This is a genomic window from Escherichia sp. XD33 (assembly GCF_019375075.1).
GTDB classification, from domain to species: domain Bacteria; phylum Pseudomonadota; class Gammaproteobacteria; order Enterobacterales; family Enterobacteriaceae; genus Enterobacter; species Enterobacter flexneri_A.
Map to the genome: position 1 here is coordinate 22,731 of NZ_JAENDM010000034.1, position 21,872 is coordinate 44,602.

The window sequence follows — 21,872 nt, forward strand, 5'->3', positions numbered from 1 at the left end:
TTCATTACGGAGTTTCTGCGTGCGTGCCGATAAGTCATTAAGCCCGTTTGAAATCCGGGTATACCGCCATTACCGCATTGTGCATGGTACTCGGGTCGCGCTGGCATTCCTGCTCACTTTTCTCATTATCCGCCTGTTTACTATCCCGGAAAGCACCTGGCCGCTGGTCACCATGGTGGTGATTATGGGGCCAATCTCGTTCTGGGGTAACGTTGTCCCTCGCGCCTTTGAGCGTATTGGCGGTACGGTGTTGGGTTCGATTTTAGGTCTTATCGCTCTGCAACTGGAGTTAATCTCGTTACCGCTGATGTTAGTCTGGTGCGCGGCGGCCATGTTCCTTTGCGGTTGGCTGGCGCTGGGCAAGAAACCGTATCAAGGTTTATTGATTGGGGTGACGCTGGCAATTGTTGTGGGTTCCCCGACAGGTGAAATTGATACGGCGTTATGGCGAAGCGGCGATGTGATCCTCGGCTCTTTACTGGCAATGTTGTTTACCGGTATCTGGCCACAACGGGCGTTCATCCACTGGCGCATTCAACTGGCGAAAAGTCTGACCGAGTATAATCGGGTCTATCAATCTGCATTCTCACCGAACTTACTCGAACGCCCACGTCTGGAAAGCCATCTACAAAAACTCCTGACCGATGCCGTGAAAATGCGTGGACTGATTGCGCCCGCCAGCAAAGAAACCCGTATTCCAAAATCGATATATGAAGGTATCCAGACCATTAACCGCAATCTGGTTTGTATGCTGGAGTTGCAAATCAATGCATACTGGGCCACGCGCCCCAGCCATTTCGTGTTATTGAACGCGCAAAAACTTCGTGATACCCAGCACATGATGCAGCAAATACTGCTGAGCCTTGTTCATGCGCTGTACGAAGGTAATCCGCAGCCGGTTTTTGCCAATACGGAAAAATTGAACGATGCTGTGGAAGAGCTGCGTCAGTTGCTCAATAACCACCATGACCTGAAGGTTGTGGAAACACCAATCTATGGTTATGTGTGGCTGAACATGGAAACGGCGCATCAGCTTGAGTTGCTATCGAATCTGATTTGCCGGGCCTTGCGCAAATAATTCCTGAACTTCAGAATCATCTTGCTGCTGCTTCGATTCAGCAAGGATAAAGGGTATGATAGTGAAAAGGGATAAAAGCATTGTCATCTGCGGCAGCTATGAGTAATGTTGGCCCTAACGAATAGCGGTTGCTTAAACGAATCCGACTCTCACATTATCAGGGGTATAAAAATGGAAACAACCAAGCCTTCATTCCAGGACGTACTGGAATTTGTTCGTCTGTTCCGTCGTAAGAACAAACTGCAACGTGAAATTCAGGACGTTGAGAAAAAGATCCGTGACAACCAGAAGCGCGTCCTGCTGCTGGACAACCTGAGCGATTACATCAAGCCGGGGATGAGCGTTGAAGCAATCCAGGGCATCATCGCCAGCATGAAAGGTGACTATGAAGATCGCGTTGACGATTACATCATCAAAAATGCCGAGCTCTCCAAAGAACGCCGCGATATCTCCAAAAAGCTGAAAGCTATGGGCGAAATGAAAAACGGCGAAGCGAAGTAATTCCCGTTTTATTCAATGAGGGTTGCCCGGCAACCCTCATTGCTCATTGATTCTTATCTGTGTATCACCGTCATCATTCTCATCCGAGAACCAATCGAAATTAACAACAGCCTTCTTCTGTATGCAGCAAGGCAAAAAGTTCTGTAACTCCATTGTTATTAACTGCACTGGTTACTAACACGTTGTGCGCTCCAGCTTCCCGTAACCAACTTTTCACCAAAGATATTTGTTCCATGCTGGCTAAATCTGCTTTGGTTACTACTCCAATGACCGGGTGATTCATGGCCCGGTAGGGCGTTTTTACCTCTAATTCCTGCTTCAGCGCTGAGATTCCTGCTTGTTGCCAGAAAAGCAGGCACCTGCCGTCTGAACGGTATCGATCCGGAAGCGTATCTGCGCCATATTCTGAGCATACTGCCGGAATGGCCCTCCAACCGTGTTGACGAACTCCTGCCATGGAACGTAGTTCTCACCAATAAATAAGCGTCAATACGGTGCTCCGTTGACGCTTACTTTAATCCGTTTTCTGAGCTTAGATTTTTCTGTTCCTACCCAGACCGTGGATTTGGAATTCATTTTTTGTCAGGTCAATGCTAATCGTTAAAACGGCCATAACGCACCTCCACTGGAAGGTTTATCAGTAATATCCTACCGTTGCTTCATGGTCGGGGCGTCCATTCCATTATTATCGGTTTTCCTTTCTGTTTATAAATGAAAACGCCAGCTGTATTCAGGCTGGCGTCAGGAGAAATGAAGCCTGTTGAGTGAGATTCACCGGTTCTGGTGCAGAAGCTGCAGATGGCGCAGGGTAAGGACATCTTCTCTTGCCTGCTTAATACAGGACAACAGTGCTGTTTCTATGGTTAATGGCACTATACCCTGTATCACTGCATTGTCTTACAGCAACTGGTGAGGGCTGGCATAAGTTGCCGGTGTTTCGGTAGAGTCACGGTCATCCACCACGCGGAGTGAATAACCGTTTTCAGCGGCCTTATTAATCAGTTCAGTGATATTAACACCATCAATGTCAACGACAATGTGCCCCATATCCAGCGCCTGTACGTTAACGCTGTCGGCTTCCAGTGTCATCATTTCGCCTCCGGATACTTACCCAGGGTAATGTTATTTACCGTTCTGTAATTGTCGCGGGTCATCAGGCCGGTCGCCCTGCGAGCCCGGAGGATATCGATGCTGTTTATTAACTGAGAGCGGGTACAGGCGCTGAATCCCGGCTGGTCGGTACGCACCAGCGCGTATTTTTCCACGAGAAAGTTCACCGCATCACACAGTGAAATGCCTGCCTCAATATGCTGCTCAATCACACGTTCATCGGCAAAAGGTGTGTCATTCAGTGTGAGGCCATAGTGCTGGTCCAGCAGTCGGGACAGCAGTATCTGCCAGATTTCAACAGGAGACGGGCGAGAACTGGCCGCCTGCCCGGGTAATACAGGTAATGTTTTCATACTGAAGATTTTCCTGATATGCAGATATAAAAATGGAAAAGTGGCGTGGTGAAAACACCAGGCCGTAGCAGAAGGCTATTCTGGAGAGTTAATTTTTCATTTCGGGCGTCGGATAAACAGCCAGATAAACGTAACCACAACTGCTGAGGGTATCGGCTTTGCAGGTCAGCCCTTTTGCATACAGCGTGACGGTATGCTGATGGCGGGGATTCAGTTCACCGCTGGTGAGCATGAGTTCCAGTTGTTTCATCAGCAGCGGAAAGGCCTGGTCCAGGTGGTACGCATCTGCATCGCTGAACAGGCCCCTGATACCGGCGCGGTCGGCAAGGTAATGCAACCGGTTACCCTCCTGCACCAGACGTGCCCCGAAACAGGGCGTCACGGTGCAGGGCAGCCCCCACCAGGGGCGGTCGTGATTGTCGTCGGGAAGTGTTGTCCCGGGGAGTGTGTCTGACACGATAAAATCCTTACAGAAAATCGGCTAAGAATGGTCCGGTAGTGGCGATAATTCTGCTCATCAGAATTCCCACTCAGTTCAGGGTGACGCTCATCAGCCGGACATACGGACCAAAACTGTCCTTACGGCGTTCAGCAAACACGGCCAGCACACCGGGAATATCCTGCACTTCACGACCGGTATACGCTTCAGCACTGCCGTGCCAGCGGTATTTACCGGTACAGAACGGAAAAAGACGGGATGTCGGATGTTGTTGGTGAATACGCATGGCTTCACCACGGGTGATAATTTTCATAATGGGATACCTCTGAAGACAGAAGATAAAAGTGAAAACAGGTGTGATGTGGTTGTGAAGGGTTAAAGCAGACCATGTTCGGCAAAGGAGAAAACCTGGTTGCCACCGACTATCAGATGGTCCGGCACCCGGATATCCACCAGGCCCAGTGCCTGTACCAGACGTTCGGTGATAAGCCGGTCTGCCTTACTGGGTGTGACTTCACCGGACGGGTGATTGTGTGCCAGTACCACGGCAGCGGCATTGTGGTACAGGGCGCGTTTAATCACTTCCCGGGGATGGACTTCCGTGCGGTTGATGGTGCCGGTGAAGAGGGTTTCACCGGCAATCAGCTGATTCTGGTTGTTCAGATACAGCACCCGGAATTCTTCACGCTCCAGTCCCGCCATGTTCAGAATCAGCCATTCCCGTGCTGCACGGGTGGAGGTGAAGGCCACGCCGGGTTCATGAAGATGGCGGTCCAGGGTTTTCAGGGCCCGCAGAATGAGGCTGCGCTCGCCGGGCGTCATCTCTCCGGGCAGAAAGGAAAGTTGTTGCATTGTGCTTCTCTCCATTCAGTCGATGATGCGCATAATGGCGCTGCATTCCGGATGCTGCAGGGCGTAATCCCGCAACCGGTAATAATGGACCGTCATGGCATAATTCTCCGTACGACAGGCATGATGACTGTACGTCATCAGACAGGCGGCAATACCGGCGGCTTCCGGGCTCATTTCTGCGCGGTTACCGTTCATGGCATTGAACAGTACCCATGTTTCGTCATCATCGTCATCCGGTTCGGGTGCCATAAATGCGCCACCGTTGTTCAGGGTGTACAGATTCCAGATACCACCGCAGTAGTCTTCGCAAAGACGGTCCATCCAGCCGAAGACACGGGGCTCCAGGGTCACCCACTGTGGAATGAGGCCAAAATGCTGCGGCCAGAAGCTGATGCGCTGTTCATCAGGGACGAGGCTGGCAACCAACTGAGGCGGATTATTCTCTGGTGTTGTAGCTGAATAAATTGTGGGGGTATTCTGAGAAACGGTTTTCATGAGATAACTCCTTAAATAACAAATAAATGTGTGTTTTTCAGGAACGAAAGCTGAATGATTCCCTCACTCAGGGAAACGGCATCAGCGCAGGCTCTCCAGCATCGTTTCTGCCATCACCCACAATGCGCGATTGAGCTTAATGTCGGTATGAATGCTGTGAATGGCCCGGGTATGGATACGTTTTCCTTTTGCACTGCGACCGGAAATCCCGCCTTTCAGCATATTCTCCTGGATGGTCTGATATGCGCTCCTCAGGTCCTTACCGTAATCCTCCCGGCGTCGCGGCGTCAGAATGTCGGCGGTGGTGACGGGCTGATGTTCGTCACCATAACGGTAAGTCAGTGCCGCCTGTGCCAGCGCCTGGCGTGCCGGTGGCGGCAGGACCAGCGACTGCATGGCATCACGCTTCTCCTCTATCCGGTCAAACACGCCCACCACCTCGTAAGCCCCTTCAATGACTCTGTCCACCACATTTCCCCGATGCGGAACACGCACTTCCCCCAGAGACTGACCACAGACGCATCCGTTCTGACAGACGAACCTGAAGTAACCCGGCAGCATCTGGTAGCTGGAGGTACCGTCATGGGAGTTGAGCAGAATGATTTCAGGGACATGTTCTCCGTTTATCTCTCCGGCCCGCCGCAGACGCAGCATGTGTTTTGTGTATCCCCGGCGGCCCGGGTCGCGCACACGGGTCTGGCAGGCGAAGAATGGCTGAAAGCCTTCCCGCTGCAGGCTTTCCAGTACGGTGATGGTGGGAATGTACGCATATCGTTTACTGCGGGAAGTATGCCGGTCTTCACCGAAAATACTGGGAACATAGTGCATCAGTTCTTCGTGTGTCAGCGGACGGTCACGGCGTATCTGGTTCGTATAACCAAAACGACTGGCTAGTCGCATAATTTGCTCCTTATCGGTGGTTAAGATTTACTGGTGTAATAAATGAAAAAGCCACGTCTCCCGGAGAAGACGCGGCCTGACGGGTGAAATGAATAAGGTTTATTGTCTGAGAGGCCTTTCACTGGCGAGCCACGCATTAAGCGGCTTTCCGGTAACAATGGCTGGGGCTGTATTTACCTTTGATATTAATAATGTGCAGAGAAACGCATGGTTTACTCCTTAGATTTTAAGTTTGTCCTGGGCTACAACGACAGGTTTTCCGGATGTGTCGATGACTCCTACCGTCGGTACGCCATTTTTGATTTCGAAGAACGGTTTGTTGCTACCTGAGCACAGTTGATTGTCCCCGTATTCAATCATTTGTGCTTTCCCGGTTTTCAGGTTAACTACCGAGACAGTGTAGTCGTAGCACCAGGCACCACCACGTTCAAGCACGAAAACATAGCTGTTATCTTTATAGTTGAACTGATTCTTTGTCTGGCAATTCATACCGTCAATTTCGGTACAGGAAAACGCTTCTGTAGTATTAACGTATTTGATGTTATTTGGCAGTTTTACTTGTTTCGCAGTAGCGAAGACAGAGAACAGAATAGTTACAGCAACGAGTAAAGTTTTGATAAAAGTTTTCATGATAGACTCCTTAAATTAGTTAACCGCAGCTACGTAGTTTTTCACCAGATACGCGAATTCATGCACGCCAATTTCACCGAACCAAACCAGGTAGGCCGGGTCATCTAAACCAAAGTAACGGTAGCCTGCGTATTACCGTGAAGGAGATCGGTGAGTAACATCGATGGAGATCGGTTCGTGTCACTTTCACAGAACCGTTTTTAAATTACCTTCACTGATCTCCTTCGGTCAACGGAGATTGTATTTTCCGCATTGATTCTCCTTTAAGTTCGATCTTGATACTGCCATGAACCAGTCGATCTAGGATGGCATCCGCATGTGTGGAGTCTCCGATCATTTTGTACCAGTTTTCCACCGGCAACTGGCTCACTACGATGATTGAGCCTCGTTGGTACATCAGATCCACTATTTCCAGCAGGTCGCTACGCTGTTCTGATGAGAGAGGTTCCAGCCCCCAGTCATCCAGAAGCAGCAGATCGCTATTATTCAGCCTGGTCAAAAGTTTGCTGTATCTTCCATCAGCATGCCCCTGATAGCACTGTTCCATCAGCGCTTTAAGGCGATAATAGTAGACCTTGTATCCCTGTCGGCAGGCATTATGACCAAGTGCACATGCCAGGAACGTTTTACCGCTGCCGGTGGCCCCGGTCAGTAAAATATTTTGTTTCAGGGTTAACCAGTTTCCCTGACTGAGTGAACGGATGAGGGCCCTGTCCAGCCCTCTATTGTTACGATAATCCAGCTTTGATAACTCAGCATTAAGTCTGAACCGTGCATGTTTGATCAGACGCTCTGCCTTCCTGTTTTCACGGCAGGTTAGTTCTTCTGCTGTCAGTAATGACAGGCGTTCTTCGAAGCCCAGCTCCTGGTATGTGCCCGGCTGAGCAAGTTGCTTTTTAAGCGCATCACGGAAGCCGGTGAGTTTAAGTGCGGTCAGTTGTTCGTAAAGATGATTCATCATTGGATCCCGTATCAGTGGTAATACTCACTGCCGCGTACGTTTTCGTGTTCCATCGTGGATAACAGATCTGGTTTTGGATCCTGAACAGGTTGTTTATCCAGACCTTTTTCCAGGATCGATTTAATACCTGACAGACGCCATACCTTTGTTTTCAGAGCTCTTGCACATGCTGCATTAAGTCTGGCTTTACTGTATTTTTTATGAAGGTTCAGGAGTCCAAGGCAGAAGCGATAGCTTTGTTCCGGATGTGGACGAGAGTTCAGTATATGAAGCACATAACTATGAGTTTCACTGCCTATGTGCCCCGCCCATTCCAGAAGACGCTCTGGCGTCCAGGTGGCATGCTGTCGATGAGCTTCAGGCATGTGCTCGTTGCGGGTACTGTAGCCATAAGTACGCTTGCGCGGGTGCACAGCAACCTCCTGCCCCTGATTGAAGAGTCTTACCAGTTCTCCGGAGATCCATGCTTCCAGTTGCTGGCCTAACAGCGAACATGGAACCGAGTAGTAATGTTTGTCGATTTCCACGTGGTAATCGGCATGAACTCTGACTTTCTTCACCAGGGTGTAACTGTAACTGGCTTCAGGAAGAGGCTTCAGTGCGGGTTTATCAAGCTGGATGAAGAGTTCTGCACGTGAATAACCCAACTTCTGCATTATTTTGTTATTCAGTCTTTCCAGCAACTCCCGAATGCGCTGATTAAGCGATGCAAGGCTGTAGAAGATCTCATGCCTGATTCGGGCCATGATCCAGCGTTCAACAACCTGAACGCCAACTTCAGCTTTGGCTTTATCTTTCGGTTTACGTGGCCGCGCAGGCAAAACTGCGACATTATAATGCTCAAGCATCTGCTGGTAGGTAGGGTTAACGTCAGGATCATACTTACATGCCCTGGATGTGGCGCTTTTCAGATTGTCCGGAACAACAAGTTCAGGAACGCCACCCAACCACTGGAAGCAGCGAACATGACTCATCACCCAGTCTTCAAGCTGCTGAGACCAGGTGGCCTCTGCCCATGTGTAACTTGATGCCCCGAGAACAGCTACGATGACCTGAGCAGTTCTTATTTCTCCGGTCTCAGGGTCGGTAACGCCAACGGTAGGTCCACAGTAATCAACGAAAAGTTTTTCGCCAGCTTTATGTACCTGACGCATTGATGGTGAAGTGGTTTTGAGCCATTCACGGTACATCCGGCAGTAATGGTTATAGCTGTAAAAACCGCCTGGATTACGCTCACAGTATTCTTCCCAGAGTAGCTGCAGCGTCACGCATTTATTACGCAGTTCCCGGTGTACTGTAGCCCAGTCAGGCAGAGAGTGCTTCTTCATCTTAACCTGGGTCTGAAGGAACGCATGTTTTAGTTTTGTATCATCCCATCCTGTAGGTAAGGGCCACTGCTTTATGCCAAGTTGAGCCGCCCGATTAGTATATCTGGATACAACGGAAGGGGAGATTGCAAGACTACGACCAATTTGTCGATGGCTGAGTCCAACACCGTATTTAAGCCTAAGAATTTCTTTAAGTTTTCTCATAGAAATTGGAACTGTTGGCATAGGTATCCTTTACCGGAATGGCAAAAGATACAGATCAACACACCTGTGAAGTTCCAATAACATTGATGGAGATCACTGAATAACAAAATGAGTCAAAAGTGATCTCCATCGATGTTATTCAGCGATCTGTTCAAATGTTATTACCCGATCTCGATGGAAGTTATTGAGTGATCTCCTTTCATGAAAATACGCAGTAGCCAACAACTTCATGGGTTTTTGGGTTATAGAGTGTTACGATAAAGTCCCAGCCGCAGGTATTGGCTTTGCAACCGTCGCCCTGGAACCAGACTGTACCGTTAATGTTTACTGGCGTGATACCTCCACCAGGGCCATCCATATAGCCGCCTTTACCGAACATGCCGCTCAGTCCGACCGGTTTTAATGCTTTGTCGATAGCGGCTTTGTAGGTAGCGTCACCTTCGTACAACTCGTACGTTGATGGACACGCTCCAGGTTGTTCAGCCCAGGCTTCCGGGTTACAACTAAGAGCTTGTTTTACGGTAGCCGCTTCTGCGTTAAAGTTAAAGCCCGTGAACAGAACCGCCAGAAATAACATAAGGGTATGTAAACGTTTCATTGTAAATATTCTTCCGTTGTAAATGGCGCTGGAAAATTTCTCATCAGTGAAACCTTCCGGAAGTTTCCCCCCCTTGTATGATGTATATCGCCAGTATTTTATTTCATCCCGGCTGTAATTTTTATATTCCCCGGCACGTGCAATAACGCTGACCAGAGATATAAGGCTCATTAATAACTTTACAGGTAATTTCATAATTAAATTTCCAGTGAGTGAATTGACAGGTGAGGGGTAAAACTTTCTCTCAGGTAATATATATATGAAAATATTTTCAATAACACCAGACAGGAAAAACACCACCACAGGCGGTGGCGTTTCTTTGGGGCGTCTTTATTTAATCCGGGCCATCGCGTTTCTCAGTGCCAAATCTGCCTCTTCCGTTATATCCAGGCTTTTCTGCAATACCGCCTCTGACCGGGTCAGTGCCTGACGTGCTGCCAGCGGTTTCCGGATATGCTCCATCGCCAGCATCGTGTCTTCATAGCCCTGCTGACGCCAGGCGTCGGTATGTGCCGATGTAAAACTGAGCAGACCGCCGCTGTTGCCACCATCACCTGCATATTTCAGCCTTTTCCGGGGACGGATCTCAAGGATTGTGGTGTCCGGAAAAGCCTGGCGATCCCATAAAGAACCGTCACTCAGATGCGTCACAATCACCATATTGCATCCGGCATCGACCAGAGGCGTCACAGGGGTATTTCCCTGCATATTTCGCCATCCTCCCATACCACCATCACCGAACATTGTCCCCTGAACCTCACGGGGACGGAACAGCAGGGGCAGCGCGGCTGACGCAAGCAGAGCCTCTTTCTGCTGTCCGCGGGGCAGGCTCTGGATATGCTGAAAAACGGCGTTTTTCGTGGTTCCGACACCCAGTTCAGCACGAATGCAGTCAATAATATCCTGCATGCCCCCTTCTGTGGGGTACAGCGACACATACAGCGGTAGCCCGTCTGCCAGAGCATCAGTATCAAGATAATGATCCATCAGCGCTGTCAGGGGCTCATCTGACAACAACGGCTGAGCCATCAGATTGTCAAACCCGTTGATTGTCGATATATGGCGAAGAAGCGTCGTAAGCAGTGCTCCTGCACGTCCGGGGATCTGGCAGAGGTTCATTGCCTGGAACAATTTTTTCAGCAATGAAAAGTAAACCAATCTGTTTACCGACAGCACTTGATTATTCCCCAGATGATCCCAGAGCGCCTCCAGGCGTACGGCAGCTTCTGACAGATCGGGAGAGGCCGCGATAATGGCACCATTGAATGCGCCAATGCTGGCCCCTGAAACCATGCTGATCTGTGTACCACACTCTGCCAGTGCCTTAACCACTCCCGCCTGATAAGCGCCCACCGCCCCGCCACCGGACAGCACCAGCCCCGTTTTCATTTCTGTACTCATGCAGCCCCCTTCTGAAATATTTCATCGACCATACTTTCAGAGAGGCGTTCTGCAGAGCAGAGGCGAGGCATGCGAACCGGTAAGTGTTCTGCAGCCTGCGTGGTTGACCAGATCACCGGATGCTGCTCTTCACTGCACCAGTCTCCCAGCCAGTTAATCGCGTCATGCCACTCGTTATCTGCCTGCTCCCGGCCCTGACCACCAAGCCAGTCCAGAGTGTTCAGACGCACGGTTGCACTACCGCCACTCTCCTGTGCCATCTGCGTTAATGCTTTATGTCTGAGAATATCCAGTAGCTGGTTAACCTGGCCTGTTTCGCTCTGACGTATCACATCACCAAACGCGCCCCAGCGAAGCTCTTCAAGTGCCACATAACAACGTCCGGCAGGGGAAAATGACGCATATCGCCCGGCGCTCCACCATGAGAATATCTGCTCAAGATGTAACTGCGCCCGCTGAACCTGGTCAACACGGTGGAGTTTTTCTTCAAGATGATTCAGTTTATGGTGAACCTGATCGGCCAGGGTGAGTAACTGCTCCCGCGTATCTGCGGAATAATGCGCCAGCCTGGCTGTATCACTGACCAGTGAACTGACCCTGTCGTTTACCCGGGTAATCGCGTAGTTTGTGGTGGCAAGTGACGTTGTCATCTCCGTCAGCCAGCGCAGGGACGCCTCAACGCCCTGTGCAAGCGACGCATTGATGGCATTCTGCCGTGTAGCGCCTTCGCCGGTCAGCCCCTCTTTTAAACGCCGGAAGAACGTGCGCTCTCCGGCCGTGCGGATATGCTCCTGTGCAACATCGATTCCGTTTGCGAAATCAACCACAAATTTTTCAGGAAGACAGGTGAGTACCTGACATACCCGGTTATCAGCAATTTGTTGAATAAATGGTGAAGTCACAGCATTGTCTCCAGCTCTTCCCTCAGCGCCTTACTGTCAGTAATGAGCTCAGGAACCCTTTCATTTAATGCCTGAAGTCGCCCGGTAAGCCGTTCCTGCGCCTGCTGATCGCGTTTATGATCTTCAGAGCTCTGAATCAGCGTGTTACGCAGTTGTTCAACTTTCTCCCTGAATGCGCAGAAAAAGGCATCGATTTCCTGGCGGACGGGCTGGTTAATATCCTGCTCAATGGATGCCTGCAGCTCCCCGAAATATGCCCGGGTCAGTGACATAACTTCCTCTCTGACCTTGTTGATATTGATCACGCTGCGACTCACATCCTCGTCATAGTTTTCCCAGCCCAGGTCACTGGTGCCAAACCATCGACAAACGGTTCCCCATACGCCACTCTGCCGACGGCGACGGGTGACGGTCTCCGTTCTTTCCTCCATAAGCGCACTCAGATTTATTTTTACCGCGAGCCGGGTCTGTAACTGGCTGACTGCCGGAAAACTGATTTTTACGGTAAAGCCCTCATCCTCCAGGCGGGCATTGATGCGACCGGCAATGTTTTCTGTGGCGTACAGGGCCGTGCCACGAAAACCTGTTTCAATCCCGCTGACGATTTTCTCCAGCTCAGGCCGGAACTGTGCTTCAGCCTCACGGTGCAGGCTGGTCACGGTCGATTCGATTTGCGTCATCAGTTCAAGGGCTTCCCTGCGATCACTGAATTTTATTTCGGGGCTGTCCGGGGCAAAATCTCGTTTCCTGTAATCCTCCCGGCCCTGGTTGTTGATACCGGACCATTGAGAAATTTTCCCCCATAATCCGGACTGAGACCTTCGTTGTTCTGCGTCTTCTTCCTCCAGCATTTGCTGTTCTTTGCGTTTACCGCTTCTGAAATAGTCATTCAGCTCCTCTTCCAGTGAGGTGCAGACCCCCGTCAGTAATTCCCGGGTTTTAGTATCGATCTCCTCCATGGCCATTCTGACATCAGTGGTCATCTGCTCCTGACAGTCCGCGATTTCCCGGATATCCGCAAGCAGGCTGGTGATATGCGACTGCAGTGACTGAATGCTTTGCTGTAGCCCCTGATGGCGTAACAACAGGTATTCACTGATATTTTCTGCATTCTGCATCAGTTTTGCGGCGGCAGAGTCAACCGCCAGTGCCGCAGCTCTGGAATGTGAGCTCTGTATGACTTCCGTTATCAGTTGATCGATAAGTGAGCCTTCCCACAGGTCTGTCGCCCCTTCAGTTGCCAGTTCACTGTCTTTACAGACGTATTCTTTTTTCATGCAACCGAAGGCACCTCTGATAAAATCATCGACCCAGGCTTCATCAACAGGAAGGGTTCCGTTTTTCCGTAACTCATGAAGCGCACGGTTAGCCAGGTATGCCTGGCGTGAGGATCCGGGATAAACGCGGGAGGCGGGCAGCACATCGCTGTTCAGCATTGCCGGAACTTTCTGGCGTACGGCATCTGCCCCATCGCCATTGCGGTCTTTCTCATCAAATTTATTGACCAGTACAAACAGGCGGCCGGCTGATACGTCAGCAATGGCATTAAGCTCTTTACGGACGTCTTCATCCGCTTTTGAGTTCATCTGGGTGTAATCCATCACAGCCAGAACCGCAGAGGCTTTCTGCAGTTGATCCCGCATCATCACTTCCATCTGCGGTTGTCCGGCCTCATTAGGGCCGGGGGTATCCAGCAGTGTGAGTGTTCCCTGGCATGCATCCATCCCCACCAGATGGCTGAATTCCACGTCGATCACCGGCAGTTTCTGCACTTCTGCGTATTCATCAAAAGGAAATTCAGTCCCCATTGCCGCAGCAAGACGAACCAGATCGTTTAACGATGCCAGTCCGGTAAAGATTTCCTCCTCCCCGTGGTATTCATTTTTGAGCCAGCCATCATCCGTCAGAATATCCAGCAGTTCGCGGGTATCCCCGGTTTGCTGCAGGGTCTGTGCGACCTGCTGTCCTGCCGGGGTGGCGAGTTTTTCCTGCAGTGTGATTAATAAATTGCGGACAGGCTGAATATGTTCCAGATGGAGAACCGGCTCAGTTTTTCCGGGAACGTGGCGGATGAGCGTCGGTACAGAGGTCATGGGGCGGTTACGGTTAGGCAGAATTTCCTGCCCCACAATGGCGTTGATGGTGGTTGATTTGCCTGCTTTCATCGTGCCGACAACAGCCAGCACCATCTCCCTGCGGGCGGTTTTGATTTGTTCGCCCTCCAGCTCCTCAATTCTTTTCAGTGCTTTCTGTTTATCAAAAAGCAGTCTGTTTTCGTTCTTACTGTCAGATAACACATCTGGCTCCTCAACCATTTGCCGGAGCAGATTAATGTTCAGTTGCAAAAGTCGGTCGGCTTCATCACAAAGCAGGGCGATGTTCTTTTCGTGCATTATTTAACCTTCCTAAGACGCATTTTCATGACAACCACGGAGGAGGTCATTTACTACAAACGATCGTTTATAACGATCGATATGATAGTAACGATCGATGCATTCTATTAACTTGAGAAACACAACGCAAGGGGACAACCCGGGTATGGCTGCGTTTGCATAGTGTTTTCATGGAGTTAAAAATCTGTAACAACAGCCTGGTACATCACCACCGGGTTCAGAAGAAAATCCAGTTCCATACCGCGCGGGCAACAGAGACCACCGAGTCACGGACGGCGCGCAGAACCGTGCGTGCAACAGAGGCAATGCAGACGCTCTCCGCCGTGTCAAATATCCGGTCCACCGCACCGGTAAACTGTTCACGGGCCTGAGACCGGACAGACTCCGTGCGCAGCTCGTCCTGCAGGCGGGTCATCAGGGGACTGGCGGCATGGTCGGGAAGTGCTGTCATGAGCGCACTGACCAGCGTATCCAGTTCCCAGCCGGTGCGGGCCGATACGGCAACAACCCGATGTACGGGCCGGAACAGACGGAATACCGCCTCCGTTTTTTCGCGAATGTTCTGTGCCTCTGCGGGAGAAGGCTGAATACCGGCCATATCCCATTCATGCCAGGGCTCCGTTTTATCGGCCTGCATCACCACAAACAGTACCCGCTGATGTCCCCGGTGCAGGATGTGTCGCCAGAAATACTCATCCACAGACAGGGCACGGTCATCGGCTTTAATCAGCCACAGTACCAGGTCCAGTTCGAGCAGAATGTCACGGTACAGGGCTTCATACTCTGCATCCCTGTCCCGGCTCTCGCCCACCCCGGGCAGGTCAGTGATAACCATGCTGTGACCATGGCCATTCAGACGGAAGCGCTGCACTTCCCGGGTGCCGGCGTGAACATCACTGACCGGGGTGACCTCCCCCTGAAACAGCGCATTACAGAGTGAGGATTTACCGGCCCCGCTTTTACCCATAATGCCAGGCACGGGTTCGTGACTGGTGAGTTTGCGCAGATGTTCCAGGATGTGACGGGAAAGTGAGTAAGGCAGGGAGGAGAGCGGTTTTTCAATTGCCTCAATGGCATCAGACGGATTCATACATGTATTCCCGGTGAAAAAAGACAAAACCCCGCGCACCGGAAAGGTGGCGGGGGATTCACGGAAATAATATCTGTCTGAAATTATCTGGAATCGATTTGGCTGTTCTGCCTGGTTGCCACCAAATCATGGTACGCCTGCTCAATCATTTCATTCAGCAGTTTTTTTGGGAGGACACCACGACTTCGGGCAATACTTTCAAGCTGTTTGTGGATTTTTCCGGACAGTTTCAGAGGGACGGAACCATCAGCACGTTCATCACGCCTTTTTTGTTGCTCCCGGGCACTTTTCAGCTCATCAAGAAGAATCGCTTTATGCTGAATCCTGGGGGCCTGGAAGGAGACCTGCGTAAACTTCGCTCTGTTCCGTCTGGGATTACTTTCCAGTAAAAACTGTACCTGTTGCTCATTCCAGCCCTCCCAGTTATCAAACGTGGCGCAGGCAAACCAGTATTTCTGCTCCGGGGTAAGGGGATTCAGCGGGGTTCCCACACACCGGACCTGCATGGCGTTCCATAACCAGTCACACTGTTCACTGTCCCTGCTGTCCACCCACGAAAAGGGGGAGGGGTAATCATTGTTTATGCTGGCCCATTCAGAGAATACTGAGTTGATAATCGTCCTCGTAGCCTCTGGTCCGGATTTCAGCAGGTAACTGGAGCAGAACCATATAATTTCACGGTAGATTTTATCCGGATGCACGGTGCGCATCGGCTTTTCTCTGGGACCGGCAATCTTCGGTTGCGATGGAAACCCCGTGGCAAACCGCAGATGTTCCGGGGGCATTCCTGAACGTTTTTCAGGAATGGGTGTGAGTCCTGCGTTTCTGGTCTTTTCCGCTTGTCCGGTATTGCCTCCGGCCGGAGTGTTGTCGGGAGTATCTTCCGGAGGCGAGGTGTTTTCATTAGTTGGGGGAACAACAGCAGAACTGTCCATCTCCGGAATGGGTTGAGGGGCATAATCACTGTGGTAGCCAGGGGAAAGCGTTAAGTCCCGAAGGGTGACATCAGGTTCCGGGCAGTGGGTGCCACCGGGAGTGAACGGGAGTTGTTGCTTTTGGGAGAAAAATGTATTGTGAATGCGGGTATACAGCTGGAACAGAAAAAAATAAGATGCCCGTGGTTCTTTTTTTAACCACTGTGTATATTCCTCTATGGCACCGAGCTGTTGTTTGTGCCGTTTTACAGCATCGATATACGGACAGCTGGTGCAGATATCATCCAGTTCCTTTCCCACAATACACCTCACCTGCTTTTCTCACATTTGCAGATTTTAAAAAAGCAAACAAAAACCTCCGTACATGATGTACAGAACAATCTACCAGGTAGTGGCGTCAGAAAACCTCCGGGCCGCCTGCACTTTCCGGAATGCGCCGGTTATGAAAAACCGGAAATTCAGTCTCTGTTGTAAGATGTACCCTCTGATACTACGTTTTCTCTGTGTATTTAACTCACTGTATTTATTGTCTTTTTAAGCTTGACTGATATTCTCCGGTCATAGTGTGCCGGATATACATCCCGTAAACTTCTCATTTTTATATAAAAATACCTGCACTCTCTTCAGCGCATCTGTCTCCTTTAAGTAAAAAATGTTTTTACGTATTGCTGTAAATTCATTTTAAATCAGTATATTACCTTGATATTGCTGTCTCCTGGTTTGATGCGTAATCGTTCTGCCTTTCTGGATGATTCTGGTGCTTCCGGGTGCATTCTCCTCTGCACATGCAACAGTTCGTCATCGCCACGCTCCCAAAAAGCATATAAAAACGAATCGAATTTGATATTTTTTTCAATCGTTTTTCATAGGAATTTCGTAGGGTATTCTCCGCTATAACCTCCATATTTGCTGTCTTTTTCTTCATAAATCGTATGCAATGTAGCCTGTCTGTCAAGACCTCTTCTCTGCTGTTGAGGAGACGATCTCATTTTTGGTCTTTTCCGGGAGAGAGGCTGTCAGATGAGCGAGCCGGATATACTGTCAGAGGTACACCCCGTAGCAGACCTGTGCTCCCATTTCCGCGATCCGGAACCAACAACACCCTACGGTTAATACCATTTGAAGCGTCAGGTACTGCAGGAAGTTCCCCCCTGCGCGGACATCGGTTCCTGCCGACATCTCACAATACGGCCAGACTGTCATGCAGTAACACCCGCATGCGGTCTGCGGTTTTAAGCGCACTCTCCCGTTTTCAGTGCACCGATAATGCGTCATAGTAAGTCTGGGGGAAGTTACGGAATGCCTGTTAAGTGGTGCCGTGGGTGGAGACAGCTTACTTTTCTACAGCAACTGCAGTCATTCAGGATGATCAGGAGATATTCTGTCAATGTCACGATCCTGCCATTTTCGTACCCGCTAAGATACTTCCGTTACTGATGCTGTCCGCTTTTCACCATTTCATCCTCACTGACAGGCGTTGCGTTTTGGGTCATCACCACAGCTTTACGTTTCTCTTTTAACCGGTAACGCTCTCCTTTGATATTCAGCGTGGTTGAGTGATGCAGCAGTCAATCCAGGAGCGCTGTTGTCCGGCAACCACCATATCAACTTCTTCCCGGGTGTGGCGGAGAGGTGGTATCCTGGCTGAGTTTCGAAGCGAACCGTTCTTTTTGACGGGCGCATTTTACGTCCGGGCTGAATGTAGTAACGCGGCATGGAACGTCGGCCCGTATACCATTGCCTTAATCTCCGCAAAGATAACCTCGTCATTCCGGACATTCTCTGTAAGCGTCGTCTGAGTACCGTCTGGTCCCGAATCCAGGATCCTGTAACTTAAGCACCCACTTATTTTGCAGGTGGACACCTCATGCGCGCTAAAGACAGACTTCCCCGGAAACACTATTCCCCTGAATTCAAAATGGAACTGGTCAGGCTGGCTCTTGAAGAAGAAGGCAGTATTGCCGCACTGGCCCGGAAACATGACGTCAATGATAACCTGCTCTTTAAATGGATAAGGCTCTGGCAGCGTGAAGGGCGGGTCTGTCGGCCCCGAAAAAACTCATCGTCGCTTCCTGCCCTGATACCCGTGCAGCTTCAGGCGGGCTCTTCTCTCCCAACCTTCGAACTACCATCCTGCTCTCCTCCCGCTACCTGCCACATAAAATGTCGGGGAGGAGAAATAACACTGACTCATCCCTCTGCTGAACTCATGAGCACTGTCCTGCGCGAACTGATGCGGGGGCCTGTATGATAAATCTTCCCGCAGGCACAAAAATCTGGCTGGTTGCCGGTATCACCGATATGCGCAACGGCTTCAATGGCCTCGCCGCAAAGGTGCAGACCGCGCTGAAAGATGACCCGATGTCCGGCCACGTCTTCATCTTCCGGGGACGCAGCGGCAGTCAGGTAAAACTGCTCTGGTCCACCGGCGATGGTCTGTGCCTGCTGACAAAGCGACTGGAACGTGGTCGCTTCGCCTGGCCCTCAGCCCGCGATGGCAAAGTGTTCCTGACGCCGGCGCAACTGGCGATGCTGATGGAAGGTATCGACTGGCGACAGCCAAAGCGGTTACTGACATCCCTGACCATGTTGTAGCGCTCTTTATCCTGGTTGTCGCAGAATAAGCCTGGTAAAATACAGGCTTATGAACGATACCTCTTCTGACGACATCCTTCTGCTGAAACAGCGCCTGGCCGAACAGGAAGCGTTGAACCACGCCCTGCAGGAAAAGCTGAGCAACCGGGAACGCGAAATAGACCATCTGCAGGCGCAACTGGATAAGCTGCGCCGGATGAACTTCGGCAGTCGTTCCGAAAAGGTATCCCGCCGTATCGCGCAAATGGAAGCTGACCTGAACCTGCTGCAGCAGGAAAGGGATACGCTGACCGGCCGGGTGGATGACCCGGCAGTGCAGCGCCCGCTGCGTCAGACCCGCACCCGCAAACCGTTCCCTGAGTCACTCCCACGGGATGAGAAGCGGCTGCTGCCGACTGAGCCGTGTTGCCCGGAGTGCGGTGGTTCGCTGAGTTACCTGGGTGAGGATGCCGCCGAACAGCTGGAGCTGATGCGCAGCGCCTTCCGGGTTATCCGGACAGTCCGTGAAAAGCATGCCTGCCGTCGGTGCGATCGCATCGTTCAGGCCCCGGCTCCTTCGCGCCCCATCGAACGGGGGATCGCCGGACCGGGGCTGCTGGCCCGAGTGCTGACCTCAAAGTATGCAGAGCACACACCGCTGTATCGCCAGTCGGAGATCTATGCCCGCCAGGGTGTAGTGTTGAGTCGTTCTGTACTGTCGGGCTGGGTGGATGCGTGTTGTCGTCTGCTGGCACCGCTGGATGAAGCCCTTCAGCACTATGTCCTGACCGACGGCAAACTCCATGCTGACGATATGCCTGTCCCGGTGCTGTTGCCGGGCAATAAGAAGACGAAGACCGGGCGCTTATGGACGTACGTTCGAGACGACCGCAACGCCGGATCAGCGCTGGCCCCCGCAGTGTGGTTCGCTTACAGCCCGGACAGAAAAGGTATCCACCCTCAGCCCCATCTTGCAGGCTTCAGTGGCGTACTGCAGGCTGATGCCTACGCCGGGTTCAACGAGCTCTACCGCGACGGCCATATAAAGGAAGCCGCGTGCTGGGCCCATGCCCGCCGAAAAATCCACGATGTTCACGTCCGTACCCCGTCAGCCCTGACGGAGGAGGCGCTGAAACGGATCGGCGAGCTGTATGCCATCGAGTCGGAGCTCAGAGGTAAAAGAGCAGAGGAACGGCAGGCAGTCCGGCACCAAAAAGTGCTGCCGCTGCTGGCGTCACTGGAGGGGTGGCTGCGGGAGAAACAGAAAACCCTCTCAAGGCACTCAGAACTGGCGAAGGCGTTCGGGTATGCGCTGAACCAGTGGCCGGCGCTGACCCGCTATGCAGAAGATGGCTGGGTGGAGGTGGATAATAACATTGCCGAAAACGCCCTACGACTGGTCAGTCTGGGGAGAAAAAACTGGCTGTTCTTCGGCTCGGATCATGGTGGTGAGCGCGGTGCGTCACTGTACAGTCTTATCGGGACGTGCAAATTAAACGGCGTGGATCCGGAACGCTATCTGCATCATGTACTTGATGTCATCGCCGACTGGCCTGTGAACCGGGTGGGTGCTCTGCTCCCGTGGCGGGTTACTCTGCCTGCCTGACCAGCTTCACTTCGTCAATACGGTTCTCACTGCACGCTTACGGCTCTTACGACCCGCTAACGCGGAGATACGCCCCAACTGCGGCTTCGCCTTGTTGTGACCACTCCGACCGCGCACAAAAGCCTCTGAGCCGCTTTTAGCGGAATATGGCTTTGCAGGGTGAAGGGATGGATAGGCGATCCCTTTCGATCCCTCACTGGTATCGGCGGCTAACCCTTGGTGCTACCTGTCATTTCATCCTGCCGCCTTACATGCGCTAACGCGCATAAATCCCCGTTCCTCAGTGGAACGAAAACTCACGCTAACAGGGTAGTGACCGGGTAGCCACGATAACTGCCAACAAAATTAGCTTATAGGTTAATTCTACCTTGTCTGAAATTAGCCTATAGGTTAATATTAATAGAAATGGGAGGTCACATGTTTAGCGTTGTTTATCACCCGGAAGCCAGGGAAGAAGCCACAGCATTACCCGTAAAAATCAGGGTGAAGTTTGACCGTCTCATCGGCAAACTGGAGTATGACGCCCGATTACTGCGGGAGCCGGACACGAAGCCCCTGGGCGATGGACTTTTTGAGATCCGCACGATGGGGACGGACATAGCCAGGGGAATCTGGGTATACCACAAAGGCAATACCATCATCATGCTCCGTGTTTTCATCAAGAAGTCACAGAAAACGCCAGCGAAAGAAATCGATCTCGCCAAAAAGCGGTTAGCGGAGGTACTTAATGAAACTGGTAAGCCATAAAGAACTGCATAACGAGTGGATGCAGGACGATGAATATCGCGCTGCATGGCAGGAAGAAGAACGTAAGGAAAAGCTCAGGGAGCTGCTTGCTGAATGGCGCAAGCATGACAACCTGACAAAAGCGCAGGTTGCTGAACGCATGGGGGTTACACCTCCGGTTATTTCTCGCCTGGAAAACAACATCACCAAAGCCAGCATCGACACACTGACCCGCTACGCTCACGCCTGCGGCATCAAGAAACCTGTCATTGCCCTGTACTGAATAGCCAGCCCTCCGGGGCTGGCCTTTTTGTTTCGGTCAGTCCCAAAATTTTGTTAAAGCAAGTTTAAAATGTCACCTGTTTCTCCAAAGTTGAAATGTCACTTCTAAGCCAATCTATTTATACATAATCTTTACATCTTTCCCCGGTGACAAAGTGCTAATTGGTCTGTAATGTTCAATGTGTGGCAGGCAAGCCGCCGGTGACTTAGGGAAGGTGCGAACAAGTTCCTGATATGAGATCATCATATTCATCCGGAGCGCATCCCAGAGGGACATCATGAGCCATCAACTCACCTTCGCCGATATTGAATTCAGCACTAAGCGCCGTCAGACCCGAAAAGAGATTTTCCTCTCCCGCATGGAGCAGATTCTGCCATGGCAAAACATGGTGGAAGTCATCGAGCCGTTTTATCCCAAGGCGGGCAATGGCCGACGGCCCTATCCGCTGGAGACCATGCTGCGTATTCACTGCATGCAGCATTGGTACAACCTGAGCGACGGTGCCATGGAAGA

The 21,872-nt window shown here is 51.2% G+C and carries 24 protein-coding genes and 6 pseudogenes; 9 read left to right on the top strand and 21 right to left on the bottom strand.

Annotated elements, in window-relative coordinates; translation table 11 throughout:
• The first annotated feature begins 19 nt into the window (after positions 1–19).
• On the top strand, positions 20–1,078 hold the full coding sequence (locus tag K0778_RS17730) for an FUSC family protein (protein ID WP_001200891.1): 1,059 nt from the start codon (positions 20–22) through the stop codon (positions 1,076–1,078).
• A 171-nt stretch (positions 1,079–1,249) separates the two neighbouring features.
• Complete coding sequence (locus K0778_RS17735) at positions 1,250–1,579, top strand: DUF496 family protein (protein WP_000450409.1); 330 nt, start codon at positions 1,250–1,252, stop codon at positions 1,577–1,579.
• Between the two features lie 100 nt (positions 1,580–1,679).
• Here K0778_RS17735 and K0778_RS17740 read toward each other — a convergent pair whose 3' ends face one another.
• The gene (locus K0778_RS17740) at positions 1,680–1,862 is read right to left on the bottom strand and encodes a EutP/PduV family microcompartment system protein (RefSeq protein ID WP_001016348.1); all 183 of its coding nucleotides are present in this window, start codon (positions 1,860–1,862) and stop codon (positions 1,680–1,682) included.
• 71 nt (positions 1,863–1,933) lie between these two features.
• Between K0778_RS17740 and K0778_RS17745 the strand changes: the two are divergent.
• Positions 1,934–2,062: pseudogene (locus tag K0778_RS17745) on the top strand (transposase domain-containing protein); the annotation flags it as partial.
• A gap of 288 nt (positions 2,063–2,350) precedes the next feature.
• Here the strand turns inward: K0778_RS17745 and K0778_RS17750 are convergent.
• The 20 genes and pseudogenes from K0778_RS17750 to K0778_RS17845 form a co-directional block, all read right to left on the bottom strand.
• Positions 2,351–2,443 (bottom strand): annotated as a pseudogene (locus K0778_RS17750) (hypothetical protein); the annotation flags it as partial.
• A 33-nt stretch (positions 2,444–2,476) separates the two neighbouring features.
• Positions 2,477–2,671 carry a DUF5983 family protein gene (locus K0778_RS17755; protein WP_000988600.1) on the bottom strand — a complete coding sequence of 65 codons (195 nt, stop codon included), beginning with the start codon at positions 2,669–2,671 and terminating at the stop codon, positions 2,477–2,479.
• A complete protein-coding gene (gene cbtA / locus K0778_RS17760) occupies positions 2,668–3,042 on the bottom strand; it encodes a type IV toxin-antitoxin system cytoskeleton-binding toxin CbtA (protein ID WP_000854814.1) in 375 nt (124 codons plus the stop codon). The genes K0778_RS17755 and cbtA overlap by 4 nt, the downstream gene beginning before the upstream one ends.
• Positions 3,043–3,130: 88 nt before the next feature.
• Entirely contained in the window at positions 3,131–3,499 is a 369-nt protein-coding gene (gene cbeA / locus K0778_RS17765) for a type IV toxin-antitoxin system cytoskeleton bundling-enhancing antitoxin CbeA (protein WP_001285585.1), read from the bottom strand.
• Positions 3,500–3,572: 73 nt separating this feature from the next.
• Positions 3,573–3,794, bottom strand: coding sequence for a DUF987 domain-containing protein (locus K0778_RS17770; protein ID WP_000692323.1), 222 nt, complete (start codon positions 3,792–3,794; stop codon positions 3,573–3,575).
• A gap of 62 nt (positions 3,795–3,856) precedes the next feature.
• Entirely contained in the window at positions 3,857–4,333 is a 477-nt protein-coding gene (locus tag K0778_RS17775; RefSeq protein ID WP_001186726.1) for a RadC family protein, read from the bottom strand.
• A gap of 15 nt (positions 4,334–4,348) precedes the next feature.
• Entirely contained in the window at positions 4,349–4,828 is a 480-nt protein-coding gene (locus K0778_RS17780) for an antirestriction protein (protein ID WP_000860076.1), read from the bottom strand.
• 81 nt (positions 4,829–4,909) lie between these two features.
• Positions 4,910–5,728, bottom strand: coding sequence for a DUF932 domain-containing protein (locus K0778_RS17785; protein ID WP_153449108.1), 819 nt, complete (start codon positions 5,726–5,728; stop codon positions 4,910–4,912).
• A gap of 219 nt (positions 5,729–5,947) precedes the next feature.
• Positions 5,948–6,358 carry a hypothetical protein gene (locus K0778_RS17790; RefSeq protein ID WP_000846713.1) on the bottom strand — a complete coding sequence of 137 codons (411 nt, stop codon included), beginning with the start codon at positions 6,356–6,358 and terminating at the stop codon, positions 5,948–5,950.
• Positions 6,359–6,373: 15 nt separating this feature from the next.
• Positions 6,374–6,484, bottom strand: a pseudogene (locus tag K0778_RS17795) (DNA polymerase III subunit gamma/tau); the annotation flags it as partial.
• 85 nt (positions 6,485–6,569) lie between these two features.
• Positions 6,570–7,316 (bottom strand): IS21-like element ISEc12 family helper ATPase IstB, encoded by a 747-nt coding sequence (gene istB, locus K0778_RS17800; protein WP_001016257.1) that lies wholly within the window; start codon positions 7,314–7,316, stop codon positions 6,570–6,572.
• A 14-nt stretch (positions 7,317–7,330) separates the two neighbouring features.
• On the bottom strand, positions 7,331–8,872 hold the full coding sequence (istA, locus tag K0778_RS17805; RefSeq protein WP_001375228.1) for an IS21-like element ISEc12 family transposase: 1,542 nt from the start codon (positions 8,870–8,872) through the stop codon (positions 7,331–7,333).
• A 184-nt stretch (positions 8,873–9,056) separates the two neighbouring features.
• Positions 9,057–9,644: pseudogene (locus tag K0778_RS17810) on the bottom strand (hypothetical protein); the annotation flags it as partial.
• A gap of 135 nt (positions 9,645–9,779) precedes the next feature.
• Positions 9,780–10,850 (bottom strand): patatin-like phospholipase family protein, encoded by a 1,071-nt coding sequence (locus K0778_RS17815; protein WP_000102643.1) that lies wholly within the window; start codon positions 10,848–10,850, stop codon positions 9,780–9,782.
• Positions 10,847–11,752, bottom strand: coding sequence for a diguanylate cyclase regulator RdcB family protein (locus K0778_RS17820; protein WP_000203553.1), 906 nt, complete (start codon positions 11,750–11,752; stop codon positions 10,847–10,849). The genes K0778_RS17815 and K0778_RS17820 overlap by 4 nt, the downstream gene beginning before the upstream one ends.
• Positions 11,749–14,145, bottom strand: a complete 2,397-nt coding sequence (locus tag K0778_RS17825; RefSeq protein ID WP_000544732.1) for a dynamin family protein — start codon at positions 14,143–14,145, stop codon at positions 11,749–11,751. The genes K0778_RS17820 and K0778_RS17825 overlap by 4 nt, the downstream gene beginning before the upstream one ends.
• 217 nt (positions 14,146–14,362) lie before the next feature.
• A complete protein-coding gene (locus tag K0778_RS17830; RefSeq protein ID WP_153449109.1) occupies positions 14,363–15,235 on the bottom strand; it encodes a GTPase family protein in 873 nt (290 codons plus the stop codon).
• An 83-nt stretch (positions 15,236–15,318) separates the two neighbouring features.
• Complete coding sequence (locus K0778_RS17835) at positions 15,319–16,470, bottom strand: hypothetical protein (RefSeq protein WP_000514100.1); 1,152 nt, start codon at positions 16,468–16,470, stop codon at positions 15,319–15,321.
• 1,130 nt (positions 16,471–17,600) lie between these two features.
• Positions 17,601–17,738: pseudogene (locus tag K0778_RS17840) on the bottom strand (AAA family ATPase); the annotation flags it as partial.
• 14 nt (positions 17,739–17,752) lie between these two features.
• Positions 17,753–17,959: pseudogene (locus K0778_RS17845) on the bottom strand (IS21 family transposase); the annotation flags it as partial.
• A gap of 129 nt (positions 17,960–18,088) precedes the next feature.
• On the opposite strand from K0778_RS17845, the gene K0778_RS28615 reads away from it, so the two are divergent.
• The 6 genes from K0778_RS28615 to K0778_RS17875 all read left to right on the top strand — a co-directional run.
• Positions 18,089–18,421 (top strand): transposase, encoded by a 333-nt coding sequence (locus tag K0778_RS28615; protein ID WP_050586387.1) that lies wholly within the window; start codon positions 18,089–18,091, stop codon positions 18,419–18,421.
• A complete protein-coding gene (gene tnpB, locus K0778_RS17855) occupies positions 18,418–18,765 on the top strand; it encodes an IS66 family insertion sequence element accessory protein TnpB (protein WP_000609174.1) in 348 nt (115 codons plus the stop codon). The genes K0778_RS28615 and tnpB overlap by 4 nt, the downstream gene beginning before the upstream one ends.
• 49 nt (positions 18,766–18,814) lie before the next feature.
• Positions 18,815–20,350, top strand: coding sequence for an IS66 family transposase (locus K0778_RS17860; protein ID WP_153449110.1), 1,536 nt, complete (start codon positions 18,815–18,817; stop codon positions 20,348–20,350).
• 417 nt (positions 20,351–20,767) lie between these two features.
• Entirely contained in the window at positions 20,768–21,097 is a 330-nt protein-coding gene (locus tag K0778_RS17865) for a type II toxin-antitoxin system RelE/ParE family toxin (RefSeq protein ID WP_000493286.1), read from the top strand.
• The gene (locus K0778_RS17870) at positions 21,078–21,359 is read left to right on the top strand and encodes a helix-turn-helix transcriptional regulator (RefSeq protein WP_000780222.1); all 282 of its coding nucleotides are present in this window, start codon (positions 21,078–21,080) and stop codon (positions 21,357–21,359) included. The genes K0778_RS17865 and K0778_RS17870 overlap by 20 nt, the downstream gene beginning before the upstream one ends.
• A gap of 277 nt (positions 21,360–21,636) precedes the next feature.
• Positions 21,637–21,872 (top strand): transposase (locus K0778_RS17875; RefSeq protein WP_161997270.1); only part of this gene is annotated, 236 nt, incomplete at its 3' end.